Raw genomic sequence first — 15,802 nt, 5'->3', positions numbered from 1 at the left:
GCCTTTCCTCTCCCCCCTCCGGAGGGAGAGGAAAGGCGCCAGGCGGCATAAGCTCGCGTCCTTCCTCTCCCCCGTCGATCGGGGGAGAGGTGTTGAGCAAAGCTCGACGGAGTAGGGGTCGACCAACCGTCAAGATTGAAGCTCTTATTGTCGAACGCCGTGGCAAGACTACTCCGCCGCTTCCAGCTTTGCGATGCGGCGGCTCTGCTCGGCCTGCTCGTTATAATCGCGCTGCCAGTCCGAAGGCCCGTTGGAGGCGCCGACCTGCACCGCGGTCACCTTGTACTCCGGGCAGTTGGTCGCCCAGTCGGAGAAGTCGGTGGTGATGACGTTGGCCTGCGTGTCGGGATGGTGGAACGTTGTGTAGACCACACCTGGCGACACCCGGTCGGTGATCAGCGCACGCAGCGTCGTCTCACCCGAACGGCTGGTCAGCCGCACCCAGTCGCCATCGCGCAGGCCGCGGTTCTCGGCATCGTGCGGATGGATCTCCAGCCGGTCTTCCGAGTGCCACATGACGTTTTCGGTGCGCCTTGTCTGTGCACCGACATTGTACTGGCTGAGGATGCGGCCGGTGGTCAGCAGCAACGGGAAACGGGGCCCGGTCCGCTCGTCGGTCGCCACATATTCTGTGCGGATGAACTTGCCCTTGCCGCGCACGAAGCCGTCGATATGCATGATCGGCGTGCCGAGCGGCGCCTTCTCGTTGCAGGGCCATTGCACCGATCCGACACGGTCGAGCAGATCGAAGGAGACGCCGGCGAAGCTTGGCGTCGTTTTGGCGATCTCGTCCATGATTTCGGAGGGATGCTGGTAGTTCCAATCCAGCCCGATCGCGCGGGCAAGCTCCTGTGTCGCTTCCCAGTCGGCATAGCGCGCCTTCGGCTCCAGCACCTTGCGCACCATGTTGATGCGGCGCTCGGCATTTGTGAAGGTGCCGTCCTTTTCCAGGAAGGTCGAGCCCGGCAGGAAGACATGCGCGTAGTTCGCTGTCTCGTTGAGGAACAGGTCGTGCACGACGACGCATTCCATCGCCGCCAGGCCGGCCGCGACATGCTTGGTATCAGGGTCCGATTGCAGGATGTCCTCGCCCTGGATGTAGATGCCCTTGAAGGAGCCGTCGACGGCGGCATCCAGCATGTTGGGGATGCGCAGGCCCGGTTCGTCGTCGAGCTTCACCCCCCACAACGTCTCATAGATGTCGCGCACCGCCTCGCCGGAGATGTGGCGGTAGCCCGGCAGTTCATGCGGGAACGAGCCCATGTCGCAGGAACCCTGCACGTTGTTCTGGCCGCGCAGCGGGTTCACGCCGACGCCGGGACGGCCGATATTGCCGGTCGCCATGGCAAGGTTGGCGATAGCCATAACCGTGGTCGAACCCTGGCTGTGTTCGGTGACGCCAAGGCCATAATAAATCGCGCCATTGCCGCCCTTGGCATAGAGGCGCGCAGCACCCCGGATCAGTTCGGGGTCGACGCCGGACAGCTTGCCCACGATTTCGGGGCTGTTTTCCGGCAAGGCGACGAAAGAAGCCCAATCCTGGAACTCCGCCCAGTCGCAGCGATCGCGGATGAAGGCTTCGTCGAAAAGCCCTTCGGTAACGATGACATGCGCCAGCGCCGTCAGCACCGCCACGTTGGTGCCGGGCTTCAGCGGCAGGTGATAGTCGGCCTCGATATGCGCTGACTTGACCATTTCGGTGCGGCGCGGATCGAGCACGATCAGCTTGGCGCCCTGGCGCAGCCGCTTTTTCAGCCGCGAGGCGAACACCGGGTGCGCGGAAGCCGGATTGGCGCCGATGATGACGGCGACATCGGTGAAGTCGACGGAATCGAAATCCTGCGTGCCGGCCGAGGTGCCATAGGTCTGGCCGAGGCCGTAGCCGGTCGGCGAGTGGCAGACGCGGGCGCAGGTGTCGACATTGTTGTTGCGGAAGCCTTGGCGCACAAGCTTCTGCACCAGATAGGTCTCTTCATTTGTGCATCGCGAGGACGTGATGCCGCCGATCGAGGTGCGGCCGTATTGATACTGGATACGGCGGAATTCCTTGGCCGTATGGGCGATGGCCTCTTCCCAACTCACTTCGCGCCAGGGATCGCTGACCTTTTCCCGGATCATAGGCGACAGGATGCGGTCCTTGTGGGTGGCATAGCCATAGGCGAAACGGCCCTTCACGCAGGAGTGGCCGTGGTTGGCCTTGCCGTCCTTGTAGGGCATCATGCGAATGACTTCGTCGTCCTTCACTTCTGCCTTGAACGAGCAGCCGACGCCGCAATAGGCGCAGGTGGTGACGGCGGAACGCTCGGGCATGCCTTTCTCAAGCACGGTCTTTTCACGCAGCGCATCGGTCGGACAGGCCTGCACGCAGGCGCCGCAGGATACGCATTCGGAGGCGATGAAGTCCTCGTGCATGCCGGCGACCATGCGCGATTCGAAACCGCGGCCCTCGATCGTCAGCGCGAAGGTGCCCTGCACCTCCTCGCAGGCCCGCACGCAGCGCGAGCAGACGATACATTGCGCCGGATCATAGGTGAAATATGGGTTGGACTCGTCGCGGGCGATGTAGTCGACCGCCAGCGAGCCATGGCCGGGCGCGACGCCGTTTTCCTGCTTGACGTGGTTGCGGCCCTCGATGCCGAAGCGGTTCTCGGTCAGGCCGACCGATTTCGCCACAACGTCGAACTCGCTGGCGCCGGTGCCGGCCTTCTCGTTCCAGCCGGTCGGGTGGTCGGAGACGTAAAGCTCCATGACACCGCGGCGGATGGCGTCGAGCCGCTCGGATTGCGTGCGCACCACCATGCCTTCGCCGACGGGCGTCGTGCAGGATGCCGGCGTGCCGCCGCGCCCGTCGATCTCGACCAGGCAGACGCGGCAGGAGCCGAACGAGTCCAGCATGTCCGTGGCACAGAGTTTTGGGATCTCGACCCCGCCTTCCATCGCCGCGCGCATGATCGACGTACCCTCCGGCACGCTGATGCTGCGGCCGTCGACGATCAGCGTAACCTGCTTTTGCGCCTTCGATTCCGGGGTTCCGTAATCGAGTTCTTCGATGAGTGTCGGGAAGTCGGCCTTGATATTCATCTGCCAGCACCTATTCAGCAGCCACGCGCGCCGGCGCGGGCTTGAAATCTTCGGGGAAATGGGTGATCGAGCTCATCACCGGATAGGGCGTGAAGCCGCCCAGCGCGCAGAGCGATCCGAACTTCATCGTGTTGCAGAGATCGGTGACCAGTGCCAGGTTCTTCTCCGGCTCGATGCCGGCGGCAAGCCGGTCGATGGTCTCCACCCCGCGTATCGAGCCGATGCGGCAGGGCGTGCACTTGCCGCAGCTTTCGATGGCGCAGAACTCCATGGCAAAGCGCGCCTGCTTCAGCATGTCGGCCGTGTCGTCGAACACGGTGATGCCGGCATGGCCGATCAGCCCGTCGCGCTTCGCGAACTCTTCGTAGTCGAACGGCGTGTCGAACAGGCCGCGCGGGAAATAGGCGCCGAGCGGGCCGCCGACCTGCACCGCCTTCACCGGGCGACCTGTGGCCGTACCGCCGCCGATATCGTCGACGATTTCGCCCAGCGTCATGCCGAACGCCGCCTCGAACAGGCCGCCGAACTTGACGTTGCCGGCGATCTGTATCGGGATCGTGCCGCGCGAGCGGCCCATGCCGAAATCCTTGTAGAAGGCAGCACCCTTGTCCATGATGATGGGCACGGAGGCTAGGCTGATGACGTTGTTGATCACCGTCGGCTTGCCGAACAGACCCTGGATTGCCGGCAGCGGTGGCTTGGCTCGCACCACGCCGCGCTTGCCTTCAAGGCTGTTCAGCAGCGAAGTTTCCTCGCCGCAGACATAGGCGCCGGCGCCGACGCGGATTTCCATGTCGAAGGCGTTGGGCGAACCCAGCACGCTGACGCCGAGCACGCCTGCCTTGCGGGCGACCTCGACAGCCTTGTTCATGACAGCCACCGCATGCGGATATTCCGAGCGGATATAGACGAACCCCTTGGTCGCGCCGGTGGCGATGCCGGCAATCGTCATGCCTTCGATGAGCACGAAGGGGTCGCCCTCCATAATCATGCGGTCGGCAAAGGTGGCGCTGTCGCCCTCGTCGGCATTGCAGACGATGTATTTGCGGTCAGATGTCGTATCGAGCACCGTCTTCCACTTGATGCCGGTCGGGAAGCCGGCGCCGCCTCGGCCGCGCAAGCCCGATTCCGTGACCTGTTTGACGATGTCGAGCGGCGCCATGGCCACCGCGTTCTGCAGGCCCTTGAGCCCGCCCAGTGACTTGTAGGCATCGAGCGATAGCGGGTCGTTGATGCCGCAACGCGCAAAGGTCAGGCGCGTCTGCTTGGCCAGGAACGGGATTTTGTCGGGCGCGCCCAGCCAGCGCTTGTGATGCCCGCCGGTGAGAAAGCCGCTGTCGAACAGGCTCTTGACGTCCGATGGCTTGACCGGCCCGTAAGCGACGCGGCCCTTTTCGGTCGCGACCTCGACCATCGGTTCGAGGAAATAGGCGCCGCGCGAGCCGTTGCGGACGATCTTGGCCTCGACGCCCCGTTCAGCCAGTTCCGCACGAACAGCCTTGGCGACCTTTTCGGCGCCGAGCGCCAGCGCGCCGGAGTCACCTGGAATGTAGATGCGCGGGATCATGAGCGTACCTCCCCGACGATCTCTTCGATCTTCTCGTCATCGAGCCGCCCGATCACCTCACCATCCAGCATCGCCGACGGTGAACAGGCGCACAGCCCGAGGCAATAGACAGGCTCAAGTGTAACCGATCCGTCGCGGGTGGTCTCATGGAAATCGATGCCCAACAACTGCTTGACCTTTGCGGCGATCGCATCCGAACCCATCGACTGGCAGGCTTCCGCCTGGCAGAGCTTGAGCACATGCCGGCCGGCCGGCCGGGCACGGAAATCATGATAGAAGGTCACAACGCCATGCACTTCGGCCCTCGACAGGTTCAGCCCATCGGCGATGACGGGCACGGCGTCCTGCGGCACGTGGCCAAATTCGTCCTGGATCTCGTGCAGGATCGGCAGCAGCGGGCCTTCGAGGCCCTTCAACTCCTGGATGATCGCCGCCGTGCGCGACTGTATCTCGGTACTTGCTGGCTGCATCGTCACGCAGCGCCCTCCCTATCGTAGCGATCGATGCATATATCGTCCAAAAGCATGACGCGGTTTTGGAACAACGACATGCCTACGCCGCTTAATCGCTAAGTGCTTAAGAAATCAGAGAAAACCCCTGAAATCAATAAAGCGGTTTCGTTGCACGATAGAAAATTTCTATCGCGCCGATTGATCAGTTATGACTAGCTCAGCGATTGGCGCGGAAATCGTCTGCCAGCGCCATCGCCTCGTCCAGCAGCGCCTGCACCAGCGGCGTGTGCGGTTCGCGCGGCGCGGCGACCAGCCCGACCGTGTGGCTGGCATCCGGTTCGACGATCGGAATGGCCTGGATCGGCTCGGAAAAACCGAATGTTTCCGCCAGGTTGAGCGGCATGATCGACGACCATTTGCCTGTCCGTATGTGGGAGAACAGCACGATCATCGAGTTGGATTCCAGTGTCGGCCGCACCTGCACGCCGGCCTCGGCCAGATGCTGGTCGATGATGCGGCGGTTCTGCATGTCCGGCGTCAACAAGCAGAGCGGCAGCTGGCTGATTTCGGCCCATGTCACTTTGTCGCGATCCGAATAGGGATTTCCGACCGCCGTGATCAGCTGGTAGCGCTCGTCATAGAGCGGCACGCTGGTCACCCGTCCGAGAGGCTCGTTGTCGAGATAGGTGATGCCGGCATCGACGTCGAAATTGCCGAGCAGCGACAACACCTCGATCGAGGTGCGCGACAGGATAGAGAAGGTGACGCCCGGATGCTTCTCGCGAAATGGCGTCGTCAGCCGCGCCACCATGGCGAGGGCGGTTGGGATGGCGGCAATACGGATACGCCCGGACAGGCCATGTCGCGCCGCCCGCATCTCTTCGCGCATGGTCCTGGAATCGCCGACGATGCGACGCGCCCACACCAGCACCTGCTTGCCTTCCGGCGTCAGCCCCTGAAAGCGCGAACCGCGATTGACCAGCATGACGCCGAGCTGGCCCTCCAGCTGCTTGATCCCGGCCGACAAGGTCGGCTGCGTGACGCCGCACGCTTCCGCCGCCCGGCCGAAATGCTCCTCCTTGGCCAGCGCGATGAAGAATTCGAGCTTGTCGATCATCCCATCCGTCCGTTCGTTGCGCGCAAGGTCGGGGAAATTGCCTTTCGCCGCAAGCTCTACCCGCAATTGGCCATGCATCCACATCTTTGGGCCGGCTGGCTGTTTCCCCCGGCCGAACACGGCGCTATGTGGTTGGATGGAATACGAGGAGATCGGACATGCTGGGCTGGTTCCGCAAGCTTTTGCCGCGCGAAGATCGCTTCTTCGACCTCTTTGAACGGCATTCCCGCACCGTGGTCGGCGGCGCCGAGGCGCTGGAGCAGCTTCTGCAGGGCAAGGACATCGATCGCTGGTGCCAGAAGATCATCGATCTCGAGGACGAGGCCGATCATATCACGGCCGAAGTCCTGCTGGCGGTGCGGCGTTCCTTCATCACGCCTTTCGATCGCGGCGACATCAAGGACCTGATCCAGTCAATGGATGACGCCATCGACATGATGCACAAGACCGTCAAGACGGTGAAGCTGTTCGAAAAGAAGGAATTCGACCCGCTGATGCAGGAGATGGGCGGCGTCATCGTTGCCGCCTCCAGGCTGGTTGCCGAAGCGATCCCGCTGCTCAGCAAGGTCGGCACGCACACGGTACGCCTCAACGCCATCGCCGAAGAGGTCATGCGCGTCGAAAGCCGCGCCGACGATCTGCATGAGCAGGGATTGAAGGACCTGTTCAAGCGGCATGGCCGCAGCGATCCGATGGCCTACCTGATCGGCTCGGAGATCTACGGCCAGCTGGAGAAGGTGGTCGACCGCTTTGAGGACGTCGCCAACGAGATCAGCGGCATCGTCATCGAGAACGTTTAGGCAATGGAAGCCACCATCGCCTTTCCCGTGCTGATCGGCCTTGTCGCCGTCGCGCTGTTTTTCGATTTTCTCAACGGCCTGCACGATGCGGCGAACTCCATCGCCACCATCGTCTCCACCCGCGTGCTGAGACCACAATATGCGGTCCTGTGGGCGGCTTTCTTCAATTTCATCGCCTTCATGTTCTTCGGCCTTCACGTGGCTGAAACCGTGGGAAAAGGTATCGTCGACGTCAGCATCGTCACGCCGGCGGTGATCTTCTCGGCGCTCGTCGGCGCCATCGTCTGGAACATCGTCACCTGGATTGCCGGCATCCCGTCCAGCAGTTCGCATGCCCTGATCGGCGGGCTCGTCGGCGCCGGCGTTGCAAAGGCTGGGCCCGGCGCCATCGTCTGGACCGGGCTTGGCAAGACGGTCGCCGCAATCGTCGTGTCGCCGGCGACAGGGTTTGTTCTGGCGCTGCTCCTGATCCTGGCCGTTTCCTGGCTGTTCGTGCGCCAGACACCGTTCGCCGTCGACAGCACTTTCCGCGTCGTGCAGTTCTTTTCGGCCTCGCTTTATTCGCTAGGGCACGGCGGCAACGACGCCCAGAAAACCATGGGCATCATCGCCGTGCTGCTCTATTCGCAAGGTATGCTCGGCGGGACGTTCTACGTGCCGCTGTGGGTCGTCCTCACCTGTCAGACAGCACTGGCGCTCGGCACTTTGTTCGGCGGCTGGCGCATCGTCCACACGATGGGCTCGAAGATCACCCGGTTGAACCCGATGCAGGGCTTCTGCGCCGAGACCGGCGGCGCCATCACCCTGTTTGCCGCCACCTGGCTTGGCGTTCCCGTGTCGACCACCCATACGATCACCGGGGCCATCATCGGTGTCGGCGCTGCCCGTCGCGTCTCGGCCGTGCGCTGGGGCATTGCCGGCAACATCGTCATCGCCTGGATCGTCACCTTGCCGGCCACGGCTGCAATTTCGGCGCTCACCTACCTTGCGGTTGGCCTGGCAAGGTGAGGCGGACACTGTGGTGCTTGGAGTCGCTGCCAATCTGCACTATCTGAGCCGCAGCCAAACGCCTTAGGGAACAATGCATGTCCGTCACCAAGGAAATCGTCACCGAGCGTCTGAAGACGGTCAACGGGCCGGACTTCACCGGCAACATCGTCGACCTCGGCATGGTTTCGGAGATTTTCATCGCCGATTCGAAAGTGTTTTTCTCGATCACCGTTCCCGCCGCCCGTGCACAGGAGATGGAGCCGCTGCGCGCCGCAGCCGAGCGTGTCGTCAAGGCGATCCCTGGTGTCGCCGGCGCCGTCGTCGCGCTGACGGCGGAGAAGAAGGGCGGCGGCATGGAGGCTCCGGTTGCGTCGCGTCCCGCGCCCAGGCCGGCACCCCCGGCTGCGCCAGCCGCGCCGCGCCCAGCTCCACACTCTCCAGCCCCGCACGCCCCGGCCTCGCAAAGCTCGGGCAAGCGCGGCGTGCCCGGCATCGAGGCGATCATCGCGGTGGCGTCCGGCAAGGGCGGCGTCGGCAAGTCGACCACCGCCGTCAACATCGCGCTTGGCCTCGCCGCCAACGGTTTGCGTGTCGGCGTGCTCGATGCCGATATTTATGGCCCGTCCATGCCCAGGCTGCTCAACATCCATGGCCGGCCGCAGACCGTCGACGGCAAGATCCTGAAACCGATGGAGAATTACGGCCTTAAGGTGATGTCGATGGGCTTCCTCGTCGACGAGGAGACGCCGATGATCTGGCGCGGTCCGATGGTGATGTCGGCGCTGACGCAGATGCTGCGCGAGGTCGAATGGGGCCGCCTCGACGTGCTCGTCGTCGACATGCCGCCCGGCACCGGCGACGCCCAGCTGACCATGGCCCAGCAGGTGCCGCTGGCCGGCGCCGTCATCGTCTCGACGCCGCAGGACCTGGCGCTGATCGACGCCCGCAAAGGATTGAATATGTTCAAGAAGGTCGACGTGCCGCTGCTCGGCATCGTGGAGAACATGAGCTATTTCATAGCCCCCGATACCGGCAAGCGCTACGACATCTTTGGCCATGGCGGGGCGCGGCGCGAGGCCGAGCGACTCGGCGTGACCTTCCTCGGCGAAGTGCCGCTGGAAATGGGCATTCGCGAAAGTTCTGATGAAGGTGCTCCGGTGGTGGCGTCGAAGCCAGACAGCGCCGAGGCGAAGATCTATCGCGGCATTGCTTCGAAGGTCTGGGACCGGGTCAACGAAGAACGCGGCGCGGCCGAAGCGGCGGTGCCGAACATCGTGTTCGAGTAGCTCGGATATCCCTCCCCCTTGAGGGGAGGGTGGCCCGAAGGGCCGGGTGGGGTCCGCGGTGACACGCTCGACGCTATTTCTTTACAAGTCGAGGCAGCTCAACTCACGTTGAGGCAGTTGAGGCGACCCCACCCGCCTCGCTTCACGAGGCACCCTCCCCTCAAGGGGGAGGGGAACCCACCTTCTCGCCAAAGCTTGAAAAGAACTGCAAGGCCAGCTTCTTCGAAGTCGATTCGATGAGCCGGCTGCCGAGTTGGGCGATCTTGCCGCCGACTTCGGCTTTGGCCGCGTATTTGAGGACCGTCGCATCCGGCCCGTCCGCCGTCAGCGTCACGTCGGCGCCACCCTTGGCGAAGCCGGCAATACCGCCCTTGCCCTCGCCCTGGATGGTGTAGGAGTGCGGCGGCTTCAGGTTCTTCAACGTCACCTCGCCGTTGAATGTCGCCTTGATCGGTCCGATCTTCAACACCACCGTCGCCGCCATTTCGGTCGGCGATTTCATCTCCAGGTGCTGGCAGCCGGGAATGGTCGCCTGCAAAACCTTCGGGTCGTTCAGCGCGTCCCACACTTTCTGCAGGGGGGCGGCAATGCGTTCCTCGCCTTCGACCACCAAAGCCATCGACACCTCCCGGACAGACTTCGAAGGCCTAACGCACGGTCTGGTCTGTGTCTATCGCACCAAAGTCCGGTTGCGACGGTGCGCCCTCTTGCCTGCTTCCGCGCGTTGCCATATCGATTTGTCTTACAAATACGGAGACCATGATGGCAGGCGCCCCCACCGGAAAGAAGAAATTTCGCTCGCAGGAGTGGTTCGACAATCCCGACAATCCAGGCATGACCGCGCTCTACCTCGAGCGCTACCTGAACTACGGCCTGACGCGGGCCGAGTTGATGTCGGGCAAGCCGCTGATCGGCATCGCCCAGACCGGCTCGGATCTGTCGCCGTGCAACCGCCACCATATCGAACTGGCCAAGCGCGTGCGCGAAGGCATCGTCTCGATGGGCGGCATCCCCTTCGAATTCCCGTGCCATCCGATCCAGGAGACCGGCAAGCGCCCGACCGCGGCACTCGACCGCAACCTTGCCTATCTCGGCCTGGTCGAAGTGCTTTACGGCTATCCGCTCGACGGCGTCGTGCTGACCATCGGCTGCGACAAAACCACGCCGGCGCTGCTGATGGCGGCGGCCACCGTCAATATTCCGGCCATAGCACTTTCGGTCGGACCGATGCTCAATGGCTGGCACAAAGGCAAGCGCACGGGATCCGGCACCATCGTCTGGGAATCGCGCCAGCGGCTCTCCGCCGGCGAGATCGACTATGACGAGTTCATGGACATCGTCGCCTCATCGGCGCCGTCGACCGGCTATTGCAACACCATGGGCACCGCCACCACGATGAACTCGCTGGCCGAGGCGCTCGGCATGCAATTGCCGGGCTCGGCTGCCATTCCGGCACCCTACCGCGAGCGCGGCCAGATCTCCTATGAGACGGGCAAGCGCATCGTCGAGATGGTGCATGAGGATCTGAAGCCATCCGACATCATGACGCGCAAGGCGTTCGAGAACGCCATTGTCGTCAATTCGGCGATTGGCGGCTCGACCAACGCGCCGATCCACCTCAACGCGATTGCCCGCCATCTCGGCGTGCCGCTCACCAATGACGACTGGCAGACGGTCGGCCTCCATGTGCCGCTCATCGTCAATCTGCAGCCATCGGGCGAATATCTCGGCGAGGACTATCATCATGCCGGCGGCGTGCCGGCTGTGGTGGCCGAACTGATGAAGGCCAAGCTGCTGCCTTATCCCGAAGCGATGACCGTCAACGGGAAATCGATCGGCGACAATTGCAAGGATGTCGCCAACGAGAACACCGACGTCATCCGCACCGTCGCCGAGCCGCTGAAGGCCAATGCCGGCTTCATCAATCTCAGCGGCAATCTGTTCGATTCCGCAATCATGAAGATGAGCGGCATCTCGCCGGAATTCCGCGAACGCTATCTCTCCAACCCGAACGACCCGGAAGCCTTCGAGGGCAACGCCATGGTCTTCGATGGTCCCGAGGACTACCACGCCCGCATCGACGATCCGGCGCAAGGCATCGACGAGCACACCATCCTGTTCATGCGCGGCGCTGGCCCAATCGGCTATCCCGGCGGCGCCGAGGTCGTCAACATGCAGCCGCCGGCCTATCTCATCAAGAAGGGCATTCACGCGCTGGCCTGCATCGGCGATGGCCGCCAGTCGGGCACATCCGGCTCGCCGTCTATCCTCAACGCTTCGCCGGAAGCCGCCATTGGCGGCGGCCTGGCGCTGCTCAAGACCGGCGACCGTGTGCGCATCGATTTACGGAAAGGCACTGCCAACATCCTCGTCACCGACGAGGAAATCACGCGCCGCCGTGCCGAACTGCAGGTCGATGGCGGCTATCATTATCCCAAGCATCAGACGCCATGGCAGGAGATCCAGCGCTCCATGGTCGACCAGTTCTCGGAGGGCATGGTGCTGAAGCCGGCGGTGAAATACCAGGACGTCGCCCATACCAGCGGCGTGCCGAGGGACAACCACTGAGCACCCGCTTGATATGAAAATGCCGGCCTGATCGGGCCGGCATGAAAGCCTTGGCGTAAGCTTGTTTGGATGGCGGCCTCAGGGTGGAGGCGGGCCGGACGAAGCGGCGATGGCTGTGATGCCGGAGAGTCGTCCTGCCTTGCGGATGACTGGTGTGTGATACTGTTTCTTCATAGGACCCGTTGCCCGTTTTAGATCACTGCTCGCACGCCAACTGATCCCACCTGTCAGTATGACATTGCAGTCCTCGTCAGTTTCGGGTTTTTTGACACGAAATCAAGAGGGGTCCAGAGCGTCGTCCATGATGATGGTTTTCCGCCACGGGCGTATCCTTGCCGCCTAGCCCGATCGACATTGCCCCGGTCGACATTGCTATTGTCGGCGCGGGCATGGCCGGTCTCTTCCTGGCGTGGCGCTTGTCCCAAAGTGAAAAGCCCGCAAGGATCGCAGTTTTCGAATCCGCCGGTCGCGTCGGCGGTCGGGCCTCCACGGTCTCATTTCCCGGAGAGCCGAACTTCGGCATCGATCTCGGCGCGATGATGCTGATGCCGCAACATCGGCTGCTCAAAAAACTCATGGCGACGCTGGATGTAAAGCTGTCGGGTATGGACGTCGTCACCGGCGCCAACCGGCTCCATCTGCGCGGTAGGAGCCTGCCCTACGCCGCTATATCGCGCTTTGCGCCGCGCCGCCTGTTTGCCTATGACGTGACGCGTCGGCTGCAGGAAAAAGGCCCGTCCCGCCTGCTGCGAAAGGCGGCAGCACTGATCCTGCCGGGTTCGGAGGCCTTCGGCAGCGCCGAATGGAACGGCGCCGCAGGCTTCGTTTATCGCGGCCGCAAGCTGGCGGATTGGGCGACTTGGGATGTGCTGGCGACGGTCTTGACCCCGGAGGAAATGGCTTTTGCCGAGGACGCGGTGGGCTATTCGTTGCTCCTGCGCGGACCCAACGCCGCCGAGACGTTCAGGCTTGCGCTCGGCGAGCTGAGCGGCGGCCGCTCCTATTGTTCCCCCGATGGTGGGTTCCAGCCGGTTGCGGAGCGAATGGCCGGGCGGATCGCTGTCAGCGGCGGCGCCGTCCATCTCGATCACACCGTGACCGCCATCGCCCGCTCGGCGCAAGGGATGGTCTTGTCTGTCGAGGGGCAGGGCGGGACGGTCGAGGCGCGCAAGGTCGTGCTGGCGTTACCGGTCCGCCCCCTGCGGACCCTGCTGGAAAAGTCCGGCATCGAGCAGCCCAGCGATCTGCCGGCACCGGAACCCTGGCCGATGCTCACGCTGGCCGCCTGCTATGCCAGCCCATGGTGGGCTCGAAACGGCATTGCGGCCGGCCACAGCGTGACCGATCTGCCGGCTCGCCAGATATGGCAGTTCACAAAAGCGGACGCGCGCGACGCGACGATTCGGCGGAGCGTCGCCATGGCCTATTGCGATGGCAGGCACATGGTATTCTGGCGCTCACTGCTGCCTGAGCTCGCTCGGCGCCACGGTTTTGCGGTTTTGGCCGAGGGACATTCCGCGCTGGAGGCCTTTCACGGCCAGATGGTCGAAGTCCATGGCAAACACGGCGCCATCTCGAAACCCATCGGCGGGTTTGCGCAGGATTGGGGTGCGCCGGCCTATGGCGGCGCGTCGCATGTCTGGGACCGTGGCATAGATATCTCCGGTATAAAACTGGCGAGCCATACGCTTGCTCCGGGCGTTCATGTCTGTGGCGAAGCGTGGTCCAACAATCACGGCTGGATCGAGGGCGCGCTGGAAAGTGCGGAAGACCTGTTGCAGCGGGAATTCGGGCTCGACGCCTGGCTTGCCTGAGACTCCGCAAGGGCGATGAAAAACGATCCTACATTCCCATATGAGTGGTCGGCTATCGGACGGAAAGTATCAACGTGACTAAACGGCGCTCTTCAATCGGTTTCCTCGGCATGTTCGGTCGCTCCGGCGATTTGCGGGAACTCGACACCGCGCTGCGCGGCGCCGATCTGCATCCGGCGCTTGTCCCTGAGGGGGTAAAGCTCACCATCGTCAATTTGATGAAGGATTATTGGCCGGACGAGCCGCCGCCGGACGCCTACCGGTCCGTGGCGCAGCTGTTTGGCTATTGCATCGCAGGCCCACAAACCTTCGAGCAGGCCAATGGGCCGGAGCGGCGGCTGGACGCTGAGCGCCGCATCGAGGCTGCGCTTGAAACCGGCGACAGCCTGGATGCCCAGATCGTGTTGATGGCGCTGCATGGCAAGCTGATCAGCGCCGAAGTCGTCGAGCGCTTTGGGTTAAGTGCGGATTGACATACGTAAGGTGAAGCTTACCCGCCCATGCCGCTGCGTGGCAGCTTGATCATCTCGCCGAAGCGGGCGCGCAATTTGTCGTCGAGCAGCTTCGGCACATGGCGCGGGAAGCGCTCGGCAAGCACGCGCTTCTTTTCGATGATCGCCCGCTGCAAGATGTCGGGCCGGCCCTTCTCGTTCCATTCCTTGGGCGAAAAGCGGTCGCCGACGGCCGGATAAAAATACTCGGTCTGCATCAGGCGCAGCGTCTGCTCGTTGCCGAGATAGTGGCCTGGGCCATTCATGCAGACTTCGGTGATGGTGTCGATCGACAGCGCTTCGTCGGTCACTTCGATGCCCCGCACGCAGCGCAGGCAGTGGCCCAGCATGTCATTGTCTATGATCAGGCTCTCCAGGCAAAAGCCGAGCAGCGAGGCGTGCATGCCCGCCGATTCATAGACCAGATTGAGGCCGGCAAGACCGGCCATCACGTCGGTGATCCCCTTTTCATAGCCGGACTGGATGTCGGGCAGTTTCGAATCCGTCATGCCGGCGGCCGAGCCGCCCGGCAGGTCGTAGAACTGCGCCATCTGCGCGCAGGCCGAAGTCAGTACTGCCTGCTCGGCCGAGCCGCCCGACATGGCGCCGGTCCTCAGGTCGGAGACGAACGGCCAGGTGCCGAAGATCGCCGGATGCCCGGGCTTGATGGCGTTGACGTAGATGAGGCCGACCAGCACTTCGGCCACCGCTTGCACCACAGCGCCGGCAATCGCCGCGGGAGCGGTGGCGCCGGCCTGGCCGGCCGATAGAAGCAGGATCGGGATGCCGCCGTCGACACAGGCTTCGAGCACGCCGCAGGCGTCCTCGGCAAACTTCATCGGCGGCACGACGAAGCAATTGGAGTTTGACACGAACGGCCGGGCGCGAAAGTTCTCCTCGCCGCCGGCGATCGCATAAAGCATTTCCAGCGCCGGCTGCACGTTCTCGCGCACCGTGAACGAGGTGCCGACATGCTTCGACGTGCCCATCACGCAGGCGTAGAGCGTGTTGAAGTCCATTTCGAGCGGATCGGGAATGTCGCGCGGCACCATCGGCCGCTGGAAGAAATGGATGTTGTCGAGCCCTTCGACGAGGCGAGCGGCATCATAAATGTCCTGCACCAGCGACTCGCGGTATTCGCGCTTTTCGACATCGACCAGATGCACCGCCGCACCCGCCGTGCCGTAATGCACGCGCTTGCCCTGGATCAGCATGTCATGCCTGGGGTCCTGGCCGTGCAGCGTAAAATTTCGCGCGGCTCGTCTGATCGTGTCCATCACAAGCCCGCGTGGGAAACGGACGCGGCCGTCATCGCCGTAAACGGCGCCGACCCCGGTCAGCGCCTCGACGCAGGAGGGAATGGCATTGGCGAAGCCGACGGTCTCCAGCAGCGTCAGCACCGCTTCATGGATGCGCTCCTGGTCGTTCCGGTTGAGCGGGCCGTAACTGCCGCCTTCAAGCCCGGCACGTACCGGCCTGATGTCGTCGGCCAAAGGTGCTGCCCGCATGGCGCGGCGCGCTTCGCGCCCGCCGGATCGTCGCGAACGCTGGTCGGCTGATGTATCTTTAGGAGCCGCATCCTTAAGAGCCGCATCCTGCTGCTCAACAGCCGCTGACATGGGGGGCACTCCACCTT

12 protein-coding genes are annotated in these 15,802 nt (G+C 63.3%); 6 read left to right on the top strand and 6 right to left on the bottom strand.

Features of this window, described 5'->3' with window-relative positions; all coding sequences use genetic code 11:
• Positions 1-168 precede the first annotated feature (168 nt).
• From fdhF to NKJ75_RS23430, 4 genes are all read right to left on the bottom strand, one after another.
• A complete protein-coding gene (gene fdhF / locus NKJ75_RS23445; RefSeq protein ID WP_023673425.1) occupies positions 169-3,081 on the bottom strand; it encodes a formate dehydrogenase subunit alpha in 2,913 nt (970 codons plus the stop codon).
• Between the two features lie 10 nt (positions 3,082-3,091).
• On the bottom strand, positions 3,092-4,648 hold the full coding sequence (locus NKJ75_RS23440; RefSeq protein WP_023673426.1) for a formate dehydrogenase beta subunit: 1,557 nt from the start codon (positions 4,646-4,648) through the stop codon (positions 3,092-3,094).
• Positions 4,645-5,124 (bottom strand): formate dehydrogenase subunit gamma, encoded by a 480-nt coding sequence (locus NKJ75_RS23435; protein WP_023736169.1) that lies wholly within the window; start codon positions 5,122-5,124, stop codon positions 4,645-4,647. The genes NKJ75_RS23440 and NKJ75_RS23435 overlap by 4 nt, the downstream gene beginning before the upstream one ends.
• Before the next feature lie 193 nt (positions 5,125-5,317).
• Positions 5,318-6,217 carry a LysR family transcriptional regulator gene (locus NKJ75_RS23430; RefSeq protein WP_023834343.1) on the bottom strand — a complete coding sequence of 300 codons (900 nt, stop codon included), beginning with the start codon at positions 6,215-6,217 and terminating at the stop codon, positions 5,318-5,320.
• 158 nt (positions 6,218-6,375) lie between these two features.
• Between NKJ75_RS23430 and NKJ75_RS23425 the strand changes: the two genes are divergently transcribed.
• The 3 genes from NKJ75_RS23425 (at position 6,376) to NKJ75_RS23415 (ending at position 9,293) form a co-directional block, all read left to right on the top strand.
• The gene (locus NKJ75_RS23425) at positions 6,376-7,017 is read left to right on the top strand and encodes a DUF47 domain-containing protein (protein ID WP_023673429.1); all 642 of its coding nucleotides are present in this window, start codon (positions 6,376-6,378) and stop codon (positions 7,015-7,017) included.
• A gap of 3 nt (positions 7,018-7,020) precedes the next feature.
• Positions 7,021-8,025 (top strand): inorganic phosphate transporter, encoded by a 1,005-nt coding sequence (locus NKJ75_RS23420; RefSeq protein ID WP_023834341.1) that lies wholly within the window; start codon positions 7,021-7,023, stop codon positions 8,023-8,025.
• Between the two features lie 77 nt (positions 8,026-8,102).
• Positions 8,103-9,293 carry an Mrp/NBP35 family ATP-binding protein gene (locus NKJ75_RS23415; protein WP_023688788.1) on the top strand — a complete coding sequence of 397 codons (1,191 nt, stop codon included), beginning with the start codon at positions 8,103-8,105 and terminating at the stop codon, positions 9,291-9,293.
• Between the two features lie 160 nt (positions 9,294-9,453).
• Here the strand turns inward: NKJ75_RS23415 and NKJ75_RS23410 are convergent, their stop codons facing one another.
• Positions 9,454-9,912, bottom strand: a complete 459-nt coding sequence (locus NKJ75_RS23410; RefSeq protein ID WP_023745242.1) for an SRPBCC family protein — start codon at positions 9,910-9,912, stop codon at positions 9,454-9,456.
• Between the two features lie 143 nt (positions 9,913-10,055).
• On the opposite strand from NKJ75_RS23410, the gene NKJ75_RS23405 reads away from it, so the two are divergent.
• The 3 genes from NKJ75_RS23405 (at position 10,056) to NKJ75_RS23395 (ending at position 14,148) form a co-directional block, all read left to right on the top strand.
• The gene (locus NKJ75_RS23405) at positions 10,056-11,861 is read left to right on the top strand and encodes an IlvD/Edd family dehydratase (protein ID WP_023688786.1); all 1,806 of its coding nucleotides are present in this window, start codon (positions 10,056-10,058) and stop codon (positions 11,859-11,861) included.
• Positions 11,862-12,193: 332 nt separating this feature from the next.
• Positions 12,194-13,675 (top strand): flavin monoamine oxidase family protein, encoded by a 1,482-nt coding sequence (locus NKJ75_RS23400; RefSeq protein ID WP_352500257.1) that lies wholly within the window; start codon positions 12,194-12,196, stop codon positions 13,673-13,675.
• Positions 13,676-13,749: 74 nt separating this feature from the next.
• Complete coding sequence (locus NKJ75_RS23395) at positions 13,750-14,148, top strand: hypothetical protein (protein WP_023725813.1); 399 nt, start codon at positions 13,750-13,752, stop codon at positions 14,146-14,148.
• A gap of 17 nt (positions 14,149-14,165) precedes the next feature.
• On the opposite strand, the gene NKJ75_RS23390 is transcribed toward NKJ75_RS23395, so the two are convergent.
• Positions 14,166-15,785 (bottom strand): trimethylamine methyltransferase family protein, encoded by a 1,620-nt coding sequence (locus NKJ75_RS23390; RefSeq protein WP_023816158.1) that lies wholly within the window; start codon positions 15,783-15,785, stop codon positions 14,166-14,168.
• Positions 15,786-15,802 lie beyond the last annotated feature (17 nt).

Origin of the sequence: Mesorhizobium sp. M0058 (genome assembly GCF_040323095.1) — a bacterium.
GTDB lineage: Bacteria > Pseudomonadota > Alphaproteobacteria > Rhizobiales > Rhizobiaceae > Mesorhizobium.
The sequence above is the reverse complement of the archived record's forward strand: the minus strand, read 5'-3'. Positions and strand labels throughout refer to the sequence as shown.

Excerpts from the sequence above, each read along its gene's own strand:
- NKJ75_RS23440 (WP_023673426.1), bottom strand. The coding sequence starts at position 4,648 with ATGATCCCGCGCATCTACATTCCAGGTGACTCCGGCGCGCTGGCGCTC.
- NKJ75_RS23420 (WP_023834341.1), top strand. The coding sequence starts at position 7,021 with ATGGAAGCCACCATCGCCTTTCCCGTGCTGATCGGCCTTGTCGCCGTC.
- NKJ75_RS23425 (WP_023673429.1), top strand. The coding sequence starts at position 6,376 with ATGCTGGGCTGGTTCCGCAAGCTTTTGCCGCGCGAAGATCGCTTCTTC.
- NKJ75_RS23390 (WP_023816158.1), bottom strand. The coding sequence starts at position 15,785 with ATGTCAGCGGCTGTTGAGCAGCAGGATGCGGCTCTTAAGGATGCGGCT.
- NKJ75_RS23430 (WP_023834343.1), bottom strand. The coding sequence starts at position 6,217 with ATGATCGACAAGCTCGAATTCTTCATCGCGCTGGCCAAGGAGGAGCAT.
- NKJ75_RS23410 (WP_023745242.1), bottom strand. The coding sequence starts at position 9,912 with ATGGCTTTGGTGGTCGAAGGCGAGGAACGCATTGCCGCCCCCCTGCAG.
- fdhF (WP_023673425.1), bottom strand. The coding sequence starts at position 3,081 with ATGAATATCAAGGCCGACTTCCCGACACTCATCGAAGAACTCGATTAC.
- NKJ75_RS23415 (WP_023688788.1), top strand. The coding sequence starts at position 8,103 with ATGTCCGTCACCAAGGAAATCGTCACCGAGCGTCTGAAGACGGTCAAC.
- NKJ75_RS23405 (WP_023688786.1), top strand. The coding sequence starts at position 10,056 with ATGGCAGGCGCCCCCACCGGAAAGAAGAAATTTCGCTCGCAGGAGTGG.